This is a genomic window from Rossellomorea sp. NPDC071047 (assembly GCF_050270195.1).
GTDB lineage: Bacteria > Bacillota > Bacilli > Bacillales > Bacillaceae_B > Rossellomorea.
The window spans coordinates 297,931-316,404 of the sequence record NZ_JBNNJT010000002.1; the positions used below are offsets into that span (position 1 = coordinate 297,931).

General features: G+C 33.9%; 15 protein-coding genes. 12 read left to right on the plus strand and 3 right to left on the minus strand.

Annotated elements, in window-relative coordinates:
- Positions 1-18: 18 nt before the first annotated feature.
- A complete protein-coding gene (locus ACQKFO_RS09300) occupies positions 19-1,392 on the plus strand; it encodes an HNH endonuclease family protein (protein WP_427598204.1) in 1,374 nt (457 codons plus the stop codon).
- A gap of 166 nt (positions 1,393-1,558) precedes the next feature.
- Here ACQKFO_RS09300 and ACQKFO_RS09305 read toward each other — a convergent pair whose 3' ends face one another.
- Entirely contained in the window at positions 1,559-2,626 is a 1,068-nt protein-coding gene (locus tag ACQKFO_RS09305; RefSeq protein ID WP_427598206.1) for a DNA sulfur modification protein DndB, read from the minus strand.
- Positions 2,627-3,107: 481 nt separating this feature from the next.
- On the opposite strand from ACQKFO_RS09305, the gene sigH reads away from it, so the two are divergent.
- The 8 genes from sigH to ACQKFO_RS09345 all read left to right on the plus strand — a co-directional run bounded on the left by sigH (position 3,108) and on the right by ACQKFO_RS09345 (position 14,170).
- Positions 3,108-3,788 (plus strand): RNA polymerase sporulation sigma factor SigH, encoded by a 681-nt coding sequence (gene sigH, locus ACQKFO_RS09310; RefSeq protein WP_427598208.1) that lies wholly within the window; start codon positions 3,108-3,110, stop codon positions 3,786-3,788.
- A gap of 202 nt (positions 3,789-3,990) precedes the next feature.
- Entirely contained in the window at positions 3,991-5,277 is a 1,287-nt protein-coding gene (locus tag ACQKFO_RS09315; protein ID WP_427598210.1) for a DNA cytosine methyltransferase, read from the plus strand.
- Positions 5,255-6,508 carry a DNA cytosine methyltransferase gene (locus tag ACQKFO_RS09320; RefSeq protein WP_427598212.1) on the plus strand — a complete coding sequence of 418 codons (1,254 nt, stop codon included), beginning with the start codon at positions 5,255-5,257 and terminating at the stop codon, positions 6,506-6,508. The genes ACQKFO_RS09315 and ACQKFO_RS09320 overlap by 23 nt, the downstream gene beginning before the upstream one ends.
- A gap of 52 nt (positions 6,509-6,560) precedes the next feature.
- The gene (locus ACQKFO_RS09325) at positions 6,561-8,330 is read left to right on the plus strand and encodes an AAA family ATPase (protein ID WP_427598214.1); all 1,770 of its coding nucleotides are present in this window, start codon (positions 6,561-6,563) and stop codon (positions 8,328-8,330) included.
- Between the two features lie 7 nt (positions 8,331-8,337).
- Positions 8,338-9,708 carry an LlaJI family restriction endonuclease gene (locus tag ACQKFO_RS09330; RefSeq protein WP_427598216.1) on the plus strand — a complete coding sequence of 457 codons (1,371 nt, stop codon included), beginning with the start codon at positions 8,338-8,340 and terminating at the stop codon, positions 9,706-9,708.
- 100 nt (positions 9,709-9,808) lie between these two features.
- Entirely contained in the window at positions 9,809-12,469 is a 2,661-nt protein-coding gene (locus ACQKFO_RS09335; RefSeq protein ID WP_427598218.1) for an AAA family ATPase, read from the plus strand.
- A gap of 30 nt (positions 12,470-12,499) precedes the next feature.
- Complete coding sequence (locus ACQKFO_RS09340) at positions 12,500-13,930, plus strand: 5-methylcytosine restriction system specificity protein McrC (protein WP_427598220.1); 1,431 nt, start codon at positions 12,500-12,502, stop codon at positions 13,928-13,930.
- A gap of 60 nt (positions 13,931-13,990) precedes the next feature.
- Entirely contained in the window at positions 13,991-14,170 is a 180-nt protein-coding gene (locus ACQKFO_RS09345; RefSeq protein WP_427598222.1) for a hypothetical protein, read from the plus strand.
- A 98-nt stretch (positions 14,171-14,268) separates the two neighbouring features.
- Here the strand turns inward: ACQKFO_RS09345 and ACQKFO_RS09350 are convergent, their stop codons facing one another.
- Entirely contained in the window at positions 14,269-14,526 is a 258-nt protein-coding gene (locus ACQKFO_RS09350) for an ATP-binding protein (protein ID WP_427598884.1), read from the minus strand.
- 383 nt (positions 14,527-14,909) lie between these two features.
- The gene (locus tag ACQKFO_RS09355; protein WP_427598224.1) at positions 14,910-15,689 is read right to left on the minus strand and encodes a hypothetical protein; all 780 of its coding nucleotides are present in this window, start codon (positions 15,687-15,689) and stop codon (positions 14,910-14,912) included.
- A 262-nt stretch (positions 15,690-15,951) separates the two neighbouring features.
- Between ACQKFO_RS09355 and ACQKFO_RS09360 the strand changes: the two genes are divergently transcribed.
- From ACQKFO_RS09360 to ACQKFO_RS09370, 3 genes are read left to right on the plus strand one after another with little or no spacing between them, the layout of a single operon-like run.
- The gene (locus ACQKFO_RS09360) at positions 15,952-16,797 is read left to right on the plus strand and encodes a hypothetical protein (RefSeq protein ID WP_427598226.1); all 846 of its coding nucleotides are present in this window, start codon (positions 15,952-15,954) and stop codon (positions 16,795-16,797) included.
- Positions 16,798-16,826: 29 nt separating this feature from the next.
- Entirely contained in the window at positions 16,827-17,108 is a 282-nt protein-coding gene (locus ACQKFO_RS09365; protein ID WP_427598228.1) for a hypothetical protein, read from the plus strand.
- Positions 17,059-18,420, plus strand: coding sequence for a replicative DNA helicase (locus ACQKFO_RS09370; protein WP_427598886.1), 1,362 nt, complete (start codon positions 17,059-17,061; stop codon positions 18,418-18,420). Before ACQKFO_RS09365 ends, ACQKFO_RS09370 begins: the two co-directional genes overlap by 50 nt.
- Positions 18,421-18,474: the final 54 nt, after the last annotated feature.

Sequence of the window (18,474 nt, forward strand, 5' to 3'; positions counted from 1 at the left end):
AAAGAAAGGTTGATCATAATGAGTAAAAGAGATGTTATTGATGAAGAATTGGATATTCAGACTGAGGATGACTATTATAATGAGGCTGAAAATAATGAAGCCGACGATAGAGAAAGAGACGACGAGACAAAGCTTTTATGGCAAGCGAAAGATTTTAGCATTAGAGAATTCCAAGCAATGAAGCAAGATGGTGAACTAGACTTACAGCCGGAATATCAAAGAAAATTCGTGATTGATCAGAAAAGAGCTAGTAAATTGATAGAATCAGTAATGCTTGATGTACCAATTCCCGTTATATATTTAGCTGAAGAAAATGATAGCACTTATAGTGTAATTGATGGTCAACAAAGGCTTACAACATTCATTTCTTTTCTGGAAGGAAAGTTTCCAAATGGAGATGATTTTTCTTTATCAGGTTTAAGGGTATTAAAGGCATATAACAGAAAAACTTTTAGTAGCCTTCCAAAAGAACTGCAAATGAAAATCAAGAAAACGACTATCCATACAATTATAATAAAGAAAGAATCACATCAGGATATAAAATTTGAAATATTCGAAAGATTAAATACAGGTTCTATCAAGCTCAATGAAGATGAAATCAGAAATACTATTTTTAGAGGGCAGTATATCAAATTACTTTCTGAACTAGAGAATAATATCACGCTAGATTCACTAGTTCGAAAAGAAAATTTCAAGAATAGAATGATTTACAGAGGAATGATTTTAAGGTTTTTCGCATTATCGGAGAAGACTTACATTAATTATAAACCTAGTATGAAACAGTTTTGTAATAAGGAATTAAGGGATAACAGGTTTATGCCTGAAGAAAAGTATGAAGAATATAAGAAAAAATTTATAAATACAATTGATTTGGTAAACACTGTATTCGGTGATAAAGCCTTTAGACGGTTTATACCTGGTGACAGTGAGGATGTAAATGGTAAGTGGTCAACCAGTAGAATAAATATGGCATTATTTGATATACAGATGTGTGGTTTTGTAAATTATGAAAAACACCAAATAGTGACCAAAGCTGATCAGATAAGAGAAAATCTAATTAGATTGATGACTAATAATGAAGAATTCATTAGTTCTATCGAAATTAAGACTAGTGATAAAAATGTACTTGTAAAAAGATTTAAGATTTGGTTTGAAACATTAGAAAGGATTTTAGGGGCACCAGTAAATGAAATAAGGACTTTCACGTTTAATATTAAAAAGCAGCTCTTTCAGAATGACCCCACCTGTAAAATTTGCAATCAACAAATTCAAACAATAGATGATGCTGAAGTCGACCATATCATTCCATATTCTGAGGGTGGTAAAACGGAATTGAAAAACGCTCAGTTATCACATAGATATTGTAATAGAAGGAAGAGTAATAATCGTTGATGTTTTAATGAGTGAAAAGTATGGAATATAGAGGAATTGTCATTGTTCTTACCTGAAATGAAGTCAAGGCAAGATTTCTAATGAACCGGTGAGCCCTAATTACTCACCGGTTCATTAGGGAAAAACATTAAATTATTAATCCTTCACTATTTAAATGAATAGATATTTACACAAGGGTAGGTTCTAATTCAAACATTATAGCCTTGTAGACTGAATTTATTCCGGTACCTGAACCGCTGAATGTAATATTTCCATTTTCAATCTTTGCTCCAAATTCTATCCATTTTTCTGAATAAGTCCAATCCACAACTGAAATGGCATGGAATATACTCTCTTCAGAAAAACCTAAGTTTTTTGCTTTATATATAAACTTTGAAATTCCTTGTAAAACTATTGACTTCCCAAAAATATACTTTTCTCTGTTGTTAATGTCTTCAGGTAGGGTATTAAATAATTTATTAAAAGTATCATTTACAAAACCTCTTACATCATCAAAAGTTTCTTCATTTAATAGGTCATGGTTATGCTTATCTGATCCAGTTAATAAGAGACTTACCGAGTTTGTTAGTCCAGTCAATAAAAATAAATTAGGGTTTTTCTTAGATAAAGATGCTTTATTAGTCTCTACACCATATGAAATGAAAAAATTATTATTTTCAGCTAAATACTTTGCAACTTTAGTATAGTAATTTGTTTGGTCGAATTTTAAACTTGTCGACTTAGTAGGTTTTTTTGCAAGGTTATTTAGGTCATGAAAGAGTTGACGTTCCATATCCTCGTTAATTCCAGCATAAATTACTACAGGGATTTCCATATTCTTTAAACCTTCTAACTTTCTAGAAAGAAGGAATTTTTTATTCTTATCTTTCTCTTGCTTAATTTGTTTTTCTAAGATTGCAATTGCTTTTAAAATTCCCTTGAATCTATGTTGTCCATCATTGACAGACAGTACACTATTAACATCAATATTAATTTCTTCCTTTGAATGATTGTAGAGGATATCTCCTCTACACGTAGTAGTTAATGAAGTGATAAAGCTTGTATTTTTATCTTTCAATCCTTTAAGAGTATATTCAGCAAGTGAATTCACTTTATTTCTATCAATATTACGCTGAACATCTTTAAATACATTTAAAAAATCTGCTAGTTCATGAAATTTTAGAGTAATATTGTAAAATTTTCTTCCGAACTGCATTCCCTCTGTCCCATTAAGCTTTACAAATGTTGCACTCATAAAATACACCCCTTATTTATTGGATTATTTAACATATAATGATAATTTTTGTAAGATATATTGATTATATTATGAGCTTGTGGAAAAAACAACTAAAATTTCAAATGAATTGCAAGCTTTTAAGGATTTTGTGATATATTCCTCTTCAGCTTAAGAATAAGAGATGAAATGATTTGGTTTTTACTTTAAGCTTTGCTCGTGAATGGGAGGGGAATATAGGGATTGTTTCTTGTATTATAGATAATGAGATAAGGAACAAATAAGATGTTAGGATGCAAGTTATTACTGGAAATAATAAAGGAGTCTAATTAAGTTTTGTCGAAAGTAAAGTGAGTTGTATTTTAATTGATTTGTTATAAATAATGAGTGGATTTCTAATTTATTGTTCTTTACAAATAAAGTAATAGAGTGTTCTGAACCCTTGACGCTTAGAAAAATACGATTGTATAATTAGTATAACCACACGGGGGGCGGACGGGATATGATATCATTGAACGGAGCTATAGAAAAGCAATATAGACTTAAATATAATGAGTCTAGCGATGAGGAGATAATTGGATATTTTCATGAAGGCGAAAGTGAAGCCCTTGATTATTTAATTCATAAATATAAGCCCTTTGTTCATTTAAAAGCAAAACCATATTTTTTGGTTGGAGCAGACCGGGAAGATGTTATTCAAGAAGGTATGATAGGCCTATATAAGGCAATTAGGGATTTTAAATTGGACAAAGTTGGCACCTTTAAATCATTTGCAGAACTCTGCATAATAAGGCAAATTATAACAGCGATCAAGTCAGCCACCAGGCAGAAACACATTCCGTTAAATTCTTACGTATCCCTATATAAACCTATATTTGAAAATGATTCAGACCGAGCTTTAATAGATATGGTTACAGACTCATTAGTTTTAGGTCCTGAAGAGATTGTTATTAATCGCGAGGAATCAAATAATATGGAAAAAAAATTATCTCAAGTCCTTAGTCCATTGGAACGTAAGGTACTCCCCTTATTTTTAGATGGAAAATCTTACAAAGAAATTTCAGAAGAATTAGATCGTTCTGTTAAAGCAATTGATAATGCATTAACACGTATTAAGAGAAAAGTTGAAAAATACATAGAAACAAACGATATAATAAATGAAAGTACTTGCCTTAAATCATAAGCCACTTATCTAATTAACTTATAATTAGATAAGTGGCTTTAACTTTTATTGTGGAACTACCTATATAGCCTTGTTATTTTAAATAAATGAATTTTTAAGCTATAATTATTGTACGAACGTGTATTCGTTAAGTAGCTATTAAATATATATATTGAAAAAACTCCGTTTAATCAATATAATCTAATGAGGGAGGAGAGATATTATGAACCGTGGAGGAAAAAGGATAGGATCAGGAAGAAAATTAATACAAGGAAAAGAATATCGAATTAAAATAGATGATGAACTTATCGACAAAATAGATGCATATTTTCATGGGACAAACATAAATGACAAGATTAGAGGGAGTATTAGTTTGGGATTAGAAAATTTATTGGGTACAAACAATGAAAATAATAAAGATTACACAGTTCTGGATTTATTTTCTGGGGCAGGAGGTTTATCTAGAGGATTTTTGGACGCAGGTTATAATGTGGTACTAGGAGTAGACTTTGATGATATGGCACTCAAAACATTTGAAGAAAATCACGGTAGTGCAAAATCTCTTAAATTAGATTTATTTAATCATAACAACATTAAATACATAGAAGATTTTCTCTATGAAAGAAACATAGAGTTAGATGTATTGGTTGGAGGTCCACCATGCCAAGGGTTCTCTCTTGCCGGCCCACGTGATGTTAATGATGAGAGGAATTCTTTATATACGGCAATGGTTAAGGTAGCAGAGAAATTTAAACCTAAAGCAATAATATTAGAGAATGTCCCAGGACTATTAAATCTCTACGAAGGAAAAGGAGCACAGAGGATCATTGATGACTTTAGTAATATTGGATATAAGATAAAGCCAAAGATATTATATGCTCCTGAATACGGTATACCTCAAATTAGAAAAAGAGTCTTTTTTGTAGGATTACTAGATTCTGATGACTTCTTTGAATTCCCTGAACCAATTCATACAAAAGATGAATTTATTACTTGTGAACAAGCTATCTCAGACTTGCCTGCATTAGAGGGTATATATGGGGAAGAGATTCAAGACTATCCTATTGAACCCCAAAATTCTTATCAAGAACAAATGAGAAAATATTCTAACAAAATATTTAACCATATTGGGACAATTCATGCTGAAAAAACTGTTAAGCTCATATCAATGGTTCCTGAAGGAAAAAACTATAAGTCGTTGCCTGAAGAATACAGCTCTCAATTTAAGTATAATGAAGCATTGACTCGTTACCACAGTAAGAAACCCTCTCTTACGATTAATACAGGCCATCGATCACATTTTCACTATAGATATAATAGGATACCAACGGTAAGGGAAAGTGCAAGATTACAAAGTTTCCCAGATGATTTTATTTTTTACGGAAATAAAACTCAACAGTACAAACAAGTAGGAAATGCAGTACCACCAATTTTGGGCTATTACATCGCAAGAAAATTAAAGAATTTCTTAAATAAGGTGGATGAATATGAAAAAATACAATATAGTTGATCTATTTGCTGGATGTGGTGGTCTATTGGATGGCTTCCTTCAAACAGGTAAATACTCAGAAGTTGCTTCAGTAGAATGGCTGAAGCCTCAAGTTAATACACTTATTAATAGATTAGAGACTAAATGGGGAATAGAGGATGCTAAGCAAAGGGTTCTTCATTTTGATATCCAACGGGAAAAAGAGTTATACGCTGGATGGGAAAATGACGAGAAATATGGAAGCAGTAAAGGGCTTGATCATTTTGTAACTGAAGCAGGTGAAGTCGATGTAATAATTGGAGGGCCACCATGTCAGGCATATTCACTTGCAGGTCGTGTTCGTGATGAACATAATATGAAAAATGATTATCGGAATTACTTATTTGAACACTATTTAAACGTAGTAAATCGTTACCAACCTAATCTTTTTGTTTTTGAAAATGTTCCGGGAATGCTTAGCTCTACACCGGATGGTACTCCTATCACAGAATTGATAAGAGAAGGGTTTGCTAGTATTGGATATGAAATCGTAGATGACATTAATAAGTATGCACTTATTAATGTAAGTGAATATGGTGTTCCTCAAAATAGAAAACGAGTTATATTGGTTGGTATAAATAAAAAATACAACTCTAACATTAATATTCAAGATACTTTGAAAAATTTTTACGAACAAACTTTATCTAATGAAAAAATTGATAAACAAGTAACACTTAAGGATGCAATTGGAGATTTACCTCCATGTAATCCAATATTTGATGAAAATAAAAGAAAAAATAAAATTTCACATGAGACTCCAATATGCGGAGTTAGTTGGCACAGACCACGTTATCATAATCTACGTGATATGAAAATATTTGAAATGCTGGCAGAGGACCTCCACTCAGGAAAATGTGAGTTTACGAATAGTAAAAAGTTAAGTGAGCTTTACGAAAAAGAAGTTGGCTCTAAGTCACCAATACATCGCTATCATGTACTTAGACCGGATATGCCAGGGACAACAATAATTGCGCATCTTTACAAAGATGGTCTACGATATATCCATTATGATCCCAATCAAGCGAGAAGCATTACTGTAAGAGAAGCTGCAAGAATTCAATCTTTTGACGATGAATTTGATTTCATAGGGTCCCAAGGGCATGCTTATCAAATGATTGGTAATGCTGTTCCTCCTCAGTTTGCTAAGTGTTTAGGTTCAGCAATCGAAAGACTTATGGTTACTATAACCCAAGAAGAGGTTGTTTTATCATAGTTGGATAAATTATACTAGTGTTAAAACACTGCTCGGCCAAGGGGATGTAATCTTGTATAAATACGTATTTACTAATGATTTCAGGATGTATAGCAAAGAGCAATTTGAACAAAATGTAACGCAAGTGGCCAATCAGATAATTTCAGGAGAAGTGCCACAAGATAAGAGTGAAAACAATGTTTTTAATGTATATAGTTTTTTCCTTTCGTTGAAAAAACATAATGGACAAATTGCGAATGGAGTTAATCGAATATTAAACGACGATATAGAAAGTGTACTACACAACTTTATACGGAAATTTCAATATCCCAATAAAAGGACAAAAGCTTGTTTAGTTGATAGTGTAGAACACAGTGTAGAATTAGTGCCATTAAGGACTATATTAAAGTTGTTGTATTTACAATACATTTCAAATGGTGATGAGGGCTATCTTACAAAGAATGAGATTGAACACTTTGTTTTTTATAATCAACACCTTGTTCATAATCGACACCTTAATTTGATTGAAGTTCTGCATGAAGTGCAAAAATATAGAGAGACTGATAATTTTCCAGACCATATTCAACCACATCAGTTTGAATTAAAACAAAGACACTATTCTAACTTTCTTGGTATTCTAATATATTCCTCATTTGTAAAAGAAGAAAAAGACCGTTACAGCTTAAATGCGAACAATTTCACAGAAAAGAATTGGTCGAATTTCTTAAAAATTGTGATGGAAGATTCATTCTTGGCATGTACACTAGAAACTACTGATGATGAATATTACGGGTATATGGATATTGAAGCTTATTATGAAAATCAAGCTCAAGGAATCAATGAAAACACCAAACTCGATCACGATCCCATCTTAAAACCTCATAACCGTATTCTTTTTGGTGCACCAGGAACAGGGAAAAGTCATAAGCTAGAAAAAGAGCGTATACCTTTTGGTGAAAATTATGAACGAGTGACGTTTCACCCAAATTATTCCTATTCACAATTTGTTGGTACCTACAAGCCGAAACCAAAATTCAAGGATGATAAAGAGTATATTTCATATGAATTCGTCCCTGGACCGTTTCTAAGAGTTTGGATAAATGCAATGAAAAGTCAAAAGACATCTCCTTCCGAAAAACATTTATTGATTATCGAAGAAATTAATCGGTCAAATGTGGCGGCGGTTTTTGGAGATGTCTTTCAGCTGTTGGATAGAAATGAAAATGGGGCTAGCGAATATACGATAACACCTTCTGAGGAATTGAGAAATTTCCTTGTGCATGAATCTGGATTTAGTCCTGAAGAAGTGCAAGTTTTATCAATACCTTCTAATATGTATTTGTGGGGAACCATGAATAGCGCTGACCAAGGCGTTTATCCTATGGATACGGCATTTAAGAGGCGCTGGAGCTTTGAATATATTGGGATAGATGATGGCGAGAACAAGTTGGATGGAGTGAAGGTGAATTTAAAGTTTGAAAAGGAGCCTGTTTCTTGGAATCTATTCAGAAAAAAAATCAATAAGAGATTAACAGAATCTGATCTAAACGTAAATGAAGATAAATTAATAGGGCCATTTTTTTTAAGTGGAAAGGACCTTGCTCCAGAAAACTACGATGGAGTATTTAAGAGCAAATTACTGATGTATTTATTTGAAGATGTTCTTAAAAATCGCAGTGGAAAGTTTTTTGTTTCGGGATTAAATACATTTTCTAAAATTTTGCAAGCTTATGATAGTGGTAAAGTTATTTTTGATTTTAAATTAAGGGAAACGATTAGTTCACAGCCGAAAGAACTCCTTGCTTCTGATCTTATTGATATTGAAAGTGATGAAAAAGAGTAGTATTCCTATGAATCCAGTTTATTTAAAGGAATTTAAAAAATATAGTCAGTCAGACCTTCAAAAATTGTTATGTGTAGAAGATGAAGAATACTTAGAAGTGATCAAACAATTAAAAGCCAAGGGGATATTAAAAGAATCAAAAGAGTCTAGGTATGTTTTTCAGTTTGTGGGGGTCATTGTATGCAAACATAAACTACTATTTTGTCTTCCGAAATATTTAGTGAAATCTGACCCAAAGGAGACTATGAAACAGTTATTATTGTTGTTTCAAGAGTATAGTAGAAGGGAAAAGCTTAGTTTAGAGGAATTAGAAACATTTGGTGATCAAAATTCTCCCTCAGCTCTTAATTATCTTTCGGTAATATTGTTTTTAATTCAAGATTATCTGGAAAATGGTTTATATCATAATGATAAAAATATCTATGTCTTAAATGGAGACAATGGGGAGATTGATTGGACTAAAACCATTAATGATGAATACGCAATCATTAAGGAAAATCAGCCAATCTACCTGGATTTTTATGTTAGAAGTGTAATAAACGATGAGAGCGACTATTTTCGTATGCTTCATATGTATGTGTTAACTAGTTCTACAAAAATTCTTGATGAATTAGGATTAAGTGAATATTTTAGAATACCAAAGGTTGAATTTGACGTCGATGGAACTACATTGGGGACAAAAGAAGTCATTTTATCGAGGATTATGAATGAGATATCCGTTCAGTATGTAAATAGAAAACAAATAATATTAAAAGCGATTGCGGCATTTATTTCGAATGACAAGATAATTAAAGATGATTTAAACATTGAATTTTTTGGATCGAAAAATTTTGAAGTTGTTTGGGAAAAGATATGCGGTTTTGTTTTCGATAATAAGTATGAAAAGGTAATGGAATATATTGACAAGCCGTTATGGAAGCCGCTAGATGGAGAGGGACACTTAGTCGATACTTTGAAACCTGATATTGTTAGTGTTTTTCAAAAAAAACATAAAAAGTATTTTATTATCTCCGATGCGAAGTACTATTCGATATTCTTATCTGAAAGAGATTTAAAGAATAATCCTGGCGTAGGAGATGTTACAAAGCAATACTTATATGAACTTGCTTTTAGACAATTAATCGTTCAACTAAAAATAGATTACGTTCATAATTTGTTGCTGTTTCCAACAGAACAAGATTCGATTAATTACATAGGCGAGGTTTCTATTGAATTTCTTAAAGCTCTTGAATTGGAGAATATTAAAATAGTATTGCTTCCTGCTCACATGGTTTTTGATATGTACATTGAATCTAAAAGAATAGATCTTAAATCTTTTTGTTCTTATTTGGACTTACTTTATAAGCGCCAGGGGGATCGATTAAAAGACTCAAATTAAAAGACTCAAATTAAAAGGGTCTTTTTTTTTTACATTCTTATTAGTTTTGCTAATAAGAAATGTTTAAGGTAAACTTTTAAATAGATAGAGGAGGAATTTTATGGAAGGTAAGACCGGTGAATTAATAGAAGAATTGAGTGAAGTCCTATTAGAATCGAAATACCTACTCTTGAAAGGTGGTTCTGGTGTTGGTAAAACATATATTTCAAAGAAAATTGCAGAGAATTTAAAACAACATGTAAATTTCTTTCAAAATAAAAGTGAAACTGAAGTATTTTCTGAAGTTGTTTCGGTCCATCAGTCCTATAGTTACGAAGATTTAATTTTTGGTATTGAAGCAAGTGCAGATAAAAATAATAAGATTATATTTGAATTTAAGGATAAAATTTATTTGAAAATGCTAAAAAATGCAATATCTAGTTGGGATAATAAAGAAAACAAAAAATACGTTCTAATTCTAGACGATATTAACCGTGGAATTTTGGCAGATATATTGGGAGAAACTCTTATGTTATTGGAACCACATGGTAATAAGAAGTATAGTGTTACATTAAAAAATGGAGAAATAATCTGGATTCCACCTAATTTTTATATAATTGCTACTTTAAATAATGCAATTGACACTCCCTTCTCGATTGATTTTGCAATTCAAAGGAGGTTTTATAATTATATTATTGAGAGTGATTTTGATTATATCAAGGAAGAGCTAATAGATACTGAAGCACATGAATACTATAGGAAGATAAACAAATTAATAATAGATAATCTTACTCACCAATATGGTGAGATGCCTATTGATAGAAAAAAGTTTGAAATTGGCCATGGTTACTTTACGAGGGATTTTTTTAAAAAAATTAAATACCAAATATTACCTCTGCTAAGAAGTTATTGTAATGATGGTATTTTAACACAAGAGGCAAATTTAAAGATTACTGCGTTAGAAAATGAATTTCACACTGAATATACTACTAATTTAAGACTATTAAATAATAATAGAATTCAATACACGATGAACGGGGTTACTCAGAGTACTTTTTTTAATGAAGGTGATTCACATAAACCACTAATAAACTTAATCGGAAGAATTAAGGAACAAGAATTATTATCAGATACTGATATTGAAAGAAATTTACTTTTTAACGATAATATTATAATTCGAGAGAAAACTATTAGTGGAATCACTTATTCAGCAAATCTATATGGTTCTGTTGAAGAAAAAAGGCATTTATTATTAGGGAAAAGGGCATTATATAAAAAAAGGTCCAAAGATGATGAAATTTATGTAAATAATGTACCCTATTATGTAGCGGGAGAGATGCAACCACCCGAATATGTAGGATGGGATGACGAATTTTTAGATATAGACTATAAAAATTATAGACAATCAACTTCTCCGAATATTATTTTATTTCTAATAATTAAAAATTATTATCAGGCATACATCATGAATTGTTCTGGATATTTAGAATTATATGATGATAGTGAAATAGAATTATTAAGAGATTTTGCCATAAAAGAATTTGATAGTTTTAAAGATATTTATCAAAAGATTAAACCTTCAAGTTCAAAAGCACTTCAAAATAGGGAGGCAAATGCTAAGGTTAGAAAGAGTATTTCTAAATTAATATTACTTTGGAAAAATATTGGTGACACTATCGAAAACGAAGATGGTTTAAAAGTAACTGTAAAAGGAGTTTATAGAGTGAACACAGAAAATAAATATAAAGAATACATAGATACTATGGATACATTAGGAATTAGACAGATAATATTACAAGGACCACCAGGAACTTCAAAGACCTATTCTACAAAGGAACTATTAATGCATATTAGCAGCAATAAAACAGACCTGGATAAAGTACAAATTAGAGATTACAAAAACGAAAAGTATTGTGAATTAATAGAAGTAGATGATAATCCGGAAATTGCGTGGGATATTGTTCAATTTCACCCATCATATGGATATGAAGATTTTATTCGAGGTATTGAGGTTAAAACAAAAGAAAAATCAGTAGTTTATGATACTGTGAACAAAGTGCTTGGTAATATTGCAGAGTTAGCAAATAAATCAAAAAAAGCAAATAAAAAAACGAAATTTTTTTTAATAATAGATGAGATAAATCGTGCTAATCTGGCTACAGTATTTGGAGAATTAATCTATGGGCTGGAATATAGGGAAGAAGGAGTTGCTACTCCTTATATAGTTAATGAAACCAATAAATTAGTTTTACCCGATAATTTATATATTATTGGCACTATGAATACGGCAGATAAATCAATAGGTGGTATTGATTATGCAATTAGAAGAAGATTCTTATTTTTCTCATTGTTGCCTGATGAAAGTGTTATCTTAAATTATAGAATCCCTGAAGGTACTCCTGATGAAGAGCGTGAATCTGATGAATCGTTAAAGCAACAAAATGATTTAAACAAGAAAGCTTTAAATTTATTTAAAAATGTTAGTCATTTGTTTAGTGAAAAATTATTAAATCCTGAATATTTTAAAGAGGATGTACAATTAGGACATACTTACTTTCTAGTAGAAGATGAAGAGCAACTTTATAAAAGGTTTAAATATCAGATTATACCTATTTTAAGAGAATATATGAAAGACGGATTATTTTTAATAGAAGATTCAAGTGAGGGAATCGATGGATGGAATGGTTTCGTAAACTATATAACCGGTAAAGTGAATGTAGAAATTGATGAAGTTGCACTAAAGGATATATTTCAAAGTTTAATACAAGATATTGACAAATAACTTAAGGAATATAAATTGAAAGGATAAGAGATGGTTAAATTAATTTCTGCCTTAAATAATAGACGCATCAGTGATATAACATGTCTACAAGAAAAACTTTATATCCCTCCTAAAGGTGATCTTACAAATCTAGGGATTCAAATAATTAATAATAAGGATATATATGCTTCCAATTATTCTGGTATCTGTCGATTAAAAGACATTAATGGGAATAATATTAAAAATGAAGAAGATGAGACAGATGTCATCTTAAAAATAGAACCCAGGTTTTCTCTGTCAGTTATCGATATGCTAAATTATATTAGATCAGATGATGAATTTGAACGGTATTTAGCTCCCCAAAACATTAAGCAAAATCAAGAAGAAAAAGAGATAAATTCTTTAGAAATGAATGAGTTATTTCATTTTTATCAAAATGAACCTCCGATTAAAGTGGAATCTGGAATTGCCGAAAATAGTAGTGTAATAACAATAACCTTGTTTTTAACTATGTTAAAAGAAATTTGTAAAAAACCTTTGATGGGGCGGATGATTAAAACTCAAGAAAACCTAGTGGGAAAAGTAAAGGGAAAAATACTTTTTAAAAACCATATTCGCAACAACTTATCTAGAGGGAGAAATGAAAGGGTTTTTAGTGAGTATTTGAACTACTCAGAAGATATTATCGAGAACCAAATACTGAAAGCCGCCTTAGTGAAGTCAAAACGTTTTCTTATTGAGTATTTTAAGAGATATGATTCTGTTAAGAGTAATTATAAAGAAACAATATCGTATTGTTCTAAAGTTTTGGATCCCATTAGTACTAAAAAAATATCCAGTAAAGACTTGAAAAGCTTAAAATTTAGTGGATTCTATAAGCACTATAAGCCAGTAATCAATTTAGCAAAAATGATATTAGATGAAATATCCATACATACAAATGGGCGGGTTACTACCACGAATTATATTATTCCATATGCTATCTCTATGGAAAAATTATTCGAGTTTTATATACGTGCTTATTTAAAGAATAATGGAATTGCCTCATATATTCTAAAAGATCATAATAGAATTTTTCTTCATAAGTATGATGATAAAAAAAGTATATTTACGAATACTAAAACTGGTATGGCGAATTATATTGGTGGAAGTGTAAAGCCGGACATTATTTTGGAAAATCCAAATACAAAAGAAGTAATAATTTTTGATGTAAAATACAAGGATTACAAAAACAGACGTTTTGCTAGAGAGGATAGGTTACAGCTATTAACCTATGCACTTATGTACAATTGCCCTCATGTAGGTTTGATTTTTCCTTTAGTAAAAGAGGGAGAGGATGTTAAATTTATTCCTCAAGAAATCCAATCCAAACAAGATAGAACAATTCATTACCATCAATGTTTATTGGATATTGAAAGAGCAATTAAAGACGATGATATAGAAATTGTAGATTATATTCAGCAATTATTTAGGAATAAATAATTCAAGTTAGAAACTGCCAACATTTTTCTAGTAATTAAATAAAAATAGGAGTTGATTTTTTTGAAAAAGGAGCTCACTTTAATAAAGAATGATGAAACAATGTTTTTTCAAATTTTGGGTTTTAAAAATAAAGATGATTATGGAGAAATATTTATTACAAAGAATAATTTTGAAACAACTATTTTTAGAGGAGTAGGCCTAAAAAAAGTTATTGAAAAAACGAAAATAAGCTTAAAATGAAATTCAAAAAATCGATTGATACTATTAATTATCATTCGATTTTTTAATAATGAAAAGAATATATCAGACTGTCAATAACGGTTTGAAATTCACTAAGATTAGCGCATCTTTGCTGGCTGTATGCCAGCTTTTACTTTTTCTCTTAACCTGCAAGATTCGCCTTTGATATTAAATGTAGTTGAGTGATGAACGATTCGGTCTAACATAGCCGTAGCAAGCAGATCGTCATCAAAAATCTTGCCCCATTCAAACTTAGACTTGTTTGAAGTTAAGATCATAGCTCCTTGTTCGTATCTTTTTGATATGATTTGAAACAGGGTATGAGCACTAACATCATCGAAGGCAAAATATCCTATTTAATCCATAATAAGAAGATCAGGACGAAAGTAACGCTTGATAATACGTTGGATGAGTCCTACTTTATCACTCTACACTCCAGGTCTAAAAGTTATATAGAATGATTATCCGTTAACTTTGTAGAATTTTGTACCGTTGTTATAAGGGATTTTACCACCGTTACTAACACAGACATCTAAATGAATAATACTATTTTATTTTTTCTGAAAAAATACATCCTATTTCGTGATTGTAAAACCAAGAAATAAGAGTTGTTTATACTAATATCTCATTCAATCCACGGTATCTCTTTCTTGAGAATTACTCTATATACAAGAGGGGAAATTCAAGAAAAGCCCTATACCTGTTAAGGGAAGCATGATTTAGTAGGTATGACTTCTTTTTAATACTCAAATAAAAAAGTTTGAATAGGTTGAACACTGTTAAAGTAAGCTTCCATTTTCTCCATCAGCTGCTGTTTATTCTCAGCAAACTGCCTATGCCGATGCCCATTTCCTCCAGACGGATGAGGGAAGCAGTTTAAGATAGACTTAGAATCAATAAGACCTTGTTCGGCAAGATAGGACAGGGCTTTTGAGACGTTCACGCCTAAAGGAACTATCAGGGGATTATTCATGTGCACTAATTCTTTTGGGAAAGATTGAAGGATGTATTCTCGAAGGACCTCTGTCTTTACTATGTTTGGTGTGGATCCACTGTAGTTCTTACCATTATAGAAAACGGGATAAGGAAGAACGGAAGTGGTTTGTACCAGATGGCTGGATGATTTAAAAAGCTCACTTGTGGATGAGATGCCTAAATGATCAGGAAGGTTGAGTTCATCCAACATGTTGATGAGGTTCTTTCTCATAGGGCCTTCGAAGCTTGAGTTCTTTTTGACTTCGTGTAAGACTTCTTCGTCTGTGAGGTTCTCTTCTTTTAGATTCCATACTGTTTCAAATGATTTTTTCATTTGATGAAGGCCAGGAGTGATCCCGACGATGACTACTTTAGCCTGCTCGTTTAGGTGTTCAAAAGGAGCATAGTAGATTTCAAGTTTCTTCTTTGGATCTTTCTCTAATAAAAATGTTTCATTAATAAGAGATTCATTTACTGTCGGTGCAGATAATGAGTGGATTTTATTTTTATATTGATTGAACTTTGAGTAGGCAGCTATAGACAATCTATTTTCCTCCTAATGATTTAATCTGTTCTATAAATAGTATACACGATTTGGAAAATGTAGGTGCTTACTCAATGATCAAGTCTTGATATCTTTACGTTCTCTACTAATTATTTGAAAAACAGAATACTATAACTCTCCCAAAAACCATTCGGACCCCATCCGAATGTTTTTTTTATAAAAAATTTATTTATAGGGTGTCCCTTTCACTCCCATCTCCCTATATAAAGGGTGAAACCAAAACGAAATAGGAGTGATTGTAATGAATGGATGGAGAAAGTTGGAGACAGGTATGTTGGATAAGGAGACGTTTCATCACCCGGAGGATCTACGGTTGTATGTGTTGGTTCTGTTGAATGCGACGTATCAAGGCGGGGTTCAGGTTGGGGGTGTGGTGCTTGGGGAGAGGCAGTATGTGCGTTCGCTCCGGAAGCTGCGGGAGGATCTGTGGTTCTACAATGGGAAGAAGATTGATGAGTATTCGCATTCGCGGATTCAGCGTTCGATTAAGCGGTTGGAGAGAGATGGGTGGTTGAAGGCGGAGAAGTATGAGCATGGGTATGTGTTTACATTGAGGCCGACGAAGGATTTCGCTTGTGGGGAGTATTTGAGTTGGATGGGGATGTCTAAGAAGGAAGAGGAACGTGATGAATCCGGTGGTGACCAGCCTGATGATGGGGCTGGTTCCGGAGGGTCTTCGTGCGGCGAAAAGGATGTGAATGGGGTGCGGAGAGAACCTGCAAACAGACTTAAGAACTTAGAGAAAGAAGAGATAGAGAACACCACCAACCTTAACGGCACTAAGGATGGAGAGAGGCTGGAGGCGTTGATCGGGCATTTCATTGGCAGGAGGGAGAGAGGACTTATCTTGACGCCGATGGATTATGTGGCGATGGAGCGGATCAGCTTGAGCGAGCTGTCGACGGAGGAACTGATTGTTTTCATGGATGAGGAGTTTGACAGACAGCAGAGCATCAATCCGAAGCTGACGATCAACAGTCCGAGGTATTTGGAGAAGGCCCTTGAGGGGTACATTTCTCCTCGGGAATCCATGCAGCATATCGATGACCTGTTGGATGGGCTTGAGGAGATTGTGACGGAAACATGACGTTCGGGGAATTCAAGGAGCTTATAAAGATGATCCAGGGAGCTTATCCTCAGCGGCTGCTCACTCATGATCGGGCGAAGCTGTGGTTTCAGCACCTGGAGAGCTGTGATTATTACGTGGTGAAGAAGCGGATTGAAGCCCATATTAAAGGGAGTCCGCACATGCCGATGATCTCTGAGCTGTATGAACCGCCGGTGGAGGAAACGACAATACTAAAAACCATGGAAGTGTGGGAAAAAGAAGGAGCGATACGAATTGAGGATGAACGACGAAACGAGTGGACACGACCTGTACCACCATGGGCACGATGAACAGCTGCTTCGCGAGCTACATGAAGCTGAAAGCATGATCATTGGAGCGATTCTTATGGAACCAGGTGTCTTGGATGAATTGACCCTAGAGGAGAAGCATTTCAGTCTGGTGAAGAACCGGCTGATTTTTAAAGCGATGAAGGGGCTTCAGAAGAAGAGGCTCGAGATCAATCTGGTCATGGTGGTGGAGGAGCTCGGGGATGACATTGAGAATGTCGGAGGGGTCCAGTTTCTCCTGGCCCTTGCCAACTACTGCCCGACGACGGTGAACATCGAGCAGTATGAACAGATCGTCCTGAAGTATTACGAACTGAGCCTCATCAAGAACTCGGCCCATCACTTCCTGAATGCCTACACCCCGGAATCCGCACAGGGTCTCTACAAAGCACTCATTGATATGCATTCCAACACGAATACGGACGAAGAAACGAAGGACGAGATCATCATGGATCTCTATGAATCTCTTTACATGGAGAGGGACGGACTTCCCGGTGTTTCGACGGGATTCGAGAGCTTGAATGCGCTGACGGGAGGGTGGAAGGAAGGGGAGCTCATCATCCTGGCGGCGAGACCTTCCATGGGGAAGACGGCTTTTGCCATCCAGCTTGCGTGGGAATGCACCAGGGAGCAGGGGGTGAGCATGGTGTTCTCATTAGAGATGAGTTCGAGGCAGATCATGCAGCGCCTTCTTTCAAGCATCACGGATATCAACATGATGAAATGGCAGAATCCCTATAAGTATCTGACGAAGGATGAGATGCCGAGGATGCACGGGGCGATGAACGCCGTGTACAAAGCGAAGCTCGAACTCTCGCAGAATGGGATGATTACGTTGCCTGAGATCAGACAGCGGATCATGAATCTGAAACGGGAGTACCCGACGGAGCCGTTTCTCGTGGTGATTGATTACCTGCAGCTGATCAATGTGAAGGAGCGGTTTGATCGGCATGATCTTGCCATTGGGCATATTACGAAGCAGCTAAAGGGGATGGCGAAGGAGTTTGGGATTCCGATTATTCTGTTGTCCCAGTTATCGAGGGGAGTCGAGTCCAGGGATGATAAGCGTCCGAGGCTGTCGGATCTGCGTGACTCGGGGAATATTGAGCAGGATGCGGATGTGGTGCTGTTCCTGTACCGGGATGATTACTACTATCCGGATTCGAAGAACGGGCAGGAAGTCGAAGTGAAGATTGCTAAGAACCGGAATGGGCCGGTGGGGACGGTGAAGCTGGAGTTTGTGAGGGAGTTTGGGCGGTTTCGGGGTGGATGGACGCAAGGGGAGCAGGGGGACGGTTCTAATGCTTCGGTATGAGTGAGTTGGGGACAGCTCCGTTGGCTCTAGGGTAGGAGATGATAAATGGGGAGG

What these genes read in the sequence shown, in the direction of transcription:
- ACQKFO_RS09360 (WP_427598226.1), top strand. Translation starts at nt 15,952, where the DNA reads ATGAATGGATGGAGAAAGTTGGAGACAGGTATGTTGGATAAGGAGACG.
- ACQKFO_RS09320 (WP_427598212.1), top strand. Translation starts at nt 5,255, where the DNA reads ATGAAAAAATACAATATAGTTGATCTATTTGCTGGATGTGGTGGTCTA.
- ACQKFO_RS09330 (WP_427598216.1), top strand. Translation starts at nt 8,338, where the DNA reads ATGAATCCAGTTTATTTAAAGGAATTTAAAAAATATAGTCAGTCAGAC.
- ACQKFO_RS09340 (WP_427598220.1), top strand. Translation starts at nt 12,500, where the DNA reads ATGGTTAAATTAATTTCTGCCTTAAATAATAGACGCATCAGTGATATA.
- ACQKFO_RS09305 (WP_427598206.1), bottom strand. Translation starts at nt 2,626, where the DNA reads ATGAGTGCAACATTTGTAAAGCTTAATGGGACAGAGGGAATGCAGTTC.
- ACQKFO_RS09365 (WP_427598228.1), top strand. Translation starts at nt 16,827, where the DNA reads ATGATCCAGGGAGCTTATCCTCAGCGGCTGCTCACTCATGATCGGGCG.
- ACQKFO_RS09370 (WP_427598886.1), top strand. Translation starts at nt 17,059, where the DNA reads ATGAACGACGAAACGAGTGGACACGACCTGTACCACCATGGGCACGAT.
- sigH (WP_427598208.1), top strand. Translation starts at nt 3,108, where the DNA reads ATGATATCATTGAACGGAGCTATAGAAAAGCAATATAGACTTAAATAT.
- ACQKFO_RS09300 (WP_427598204.1), top strand. Translation starts at nt 19, where the DNA reads ATGAGTAAAAGAGATGTTATTGATGAAGAATTGGATATTCAGACTGAG.
- ACQKFO_RS09335 (WP_427598218.1), top strand. Translation starts at nt 9,809, where the DNA reads ATGGAAGGTAAGACCGGTGAATTAATAGAAGAATTGAGTGAAGTCCTA.
- ACQKFO_RS09315 (WP_427598210.1), top strand. Translation starts at nt 3,991, where the DNA reads ATGAACCGTGGAGGAAAAAGGATAGGATCAGGAAGAAAATTAATACAA.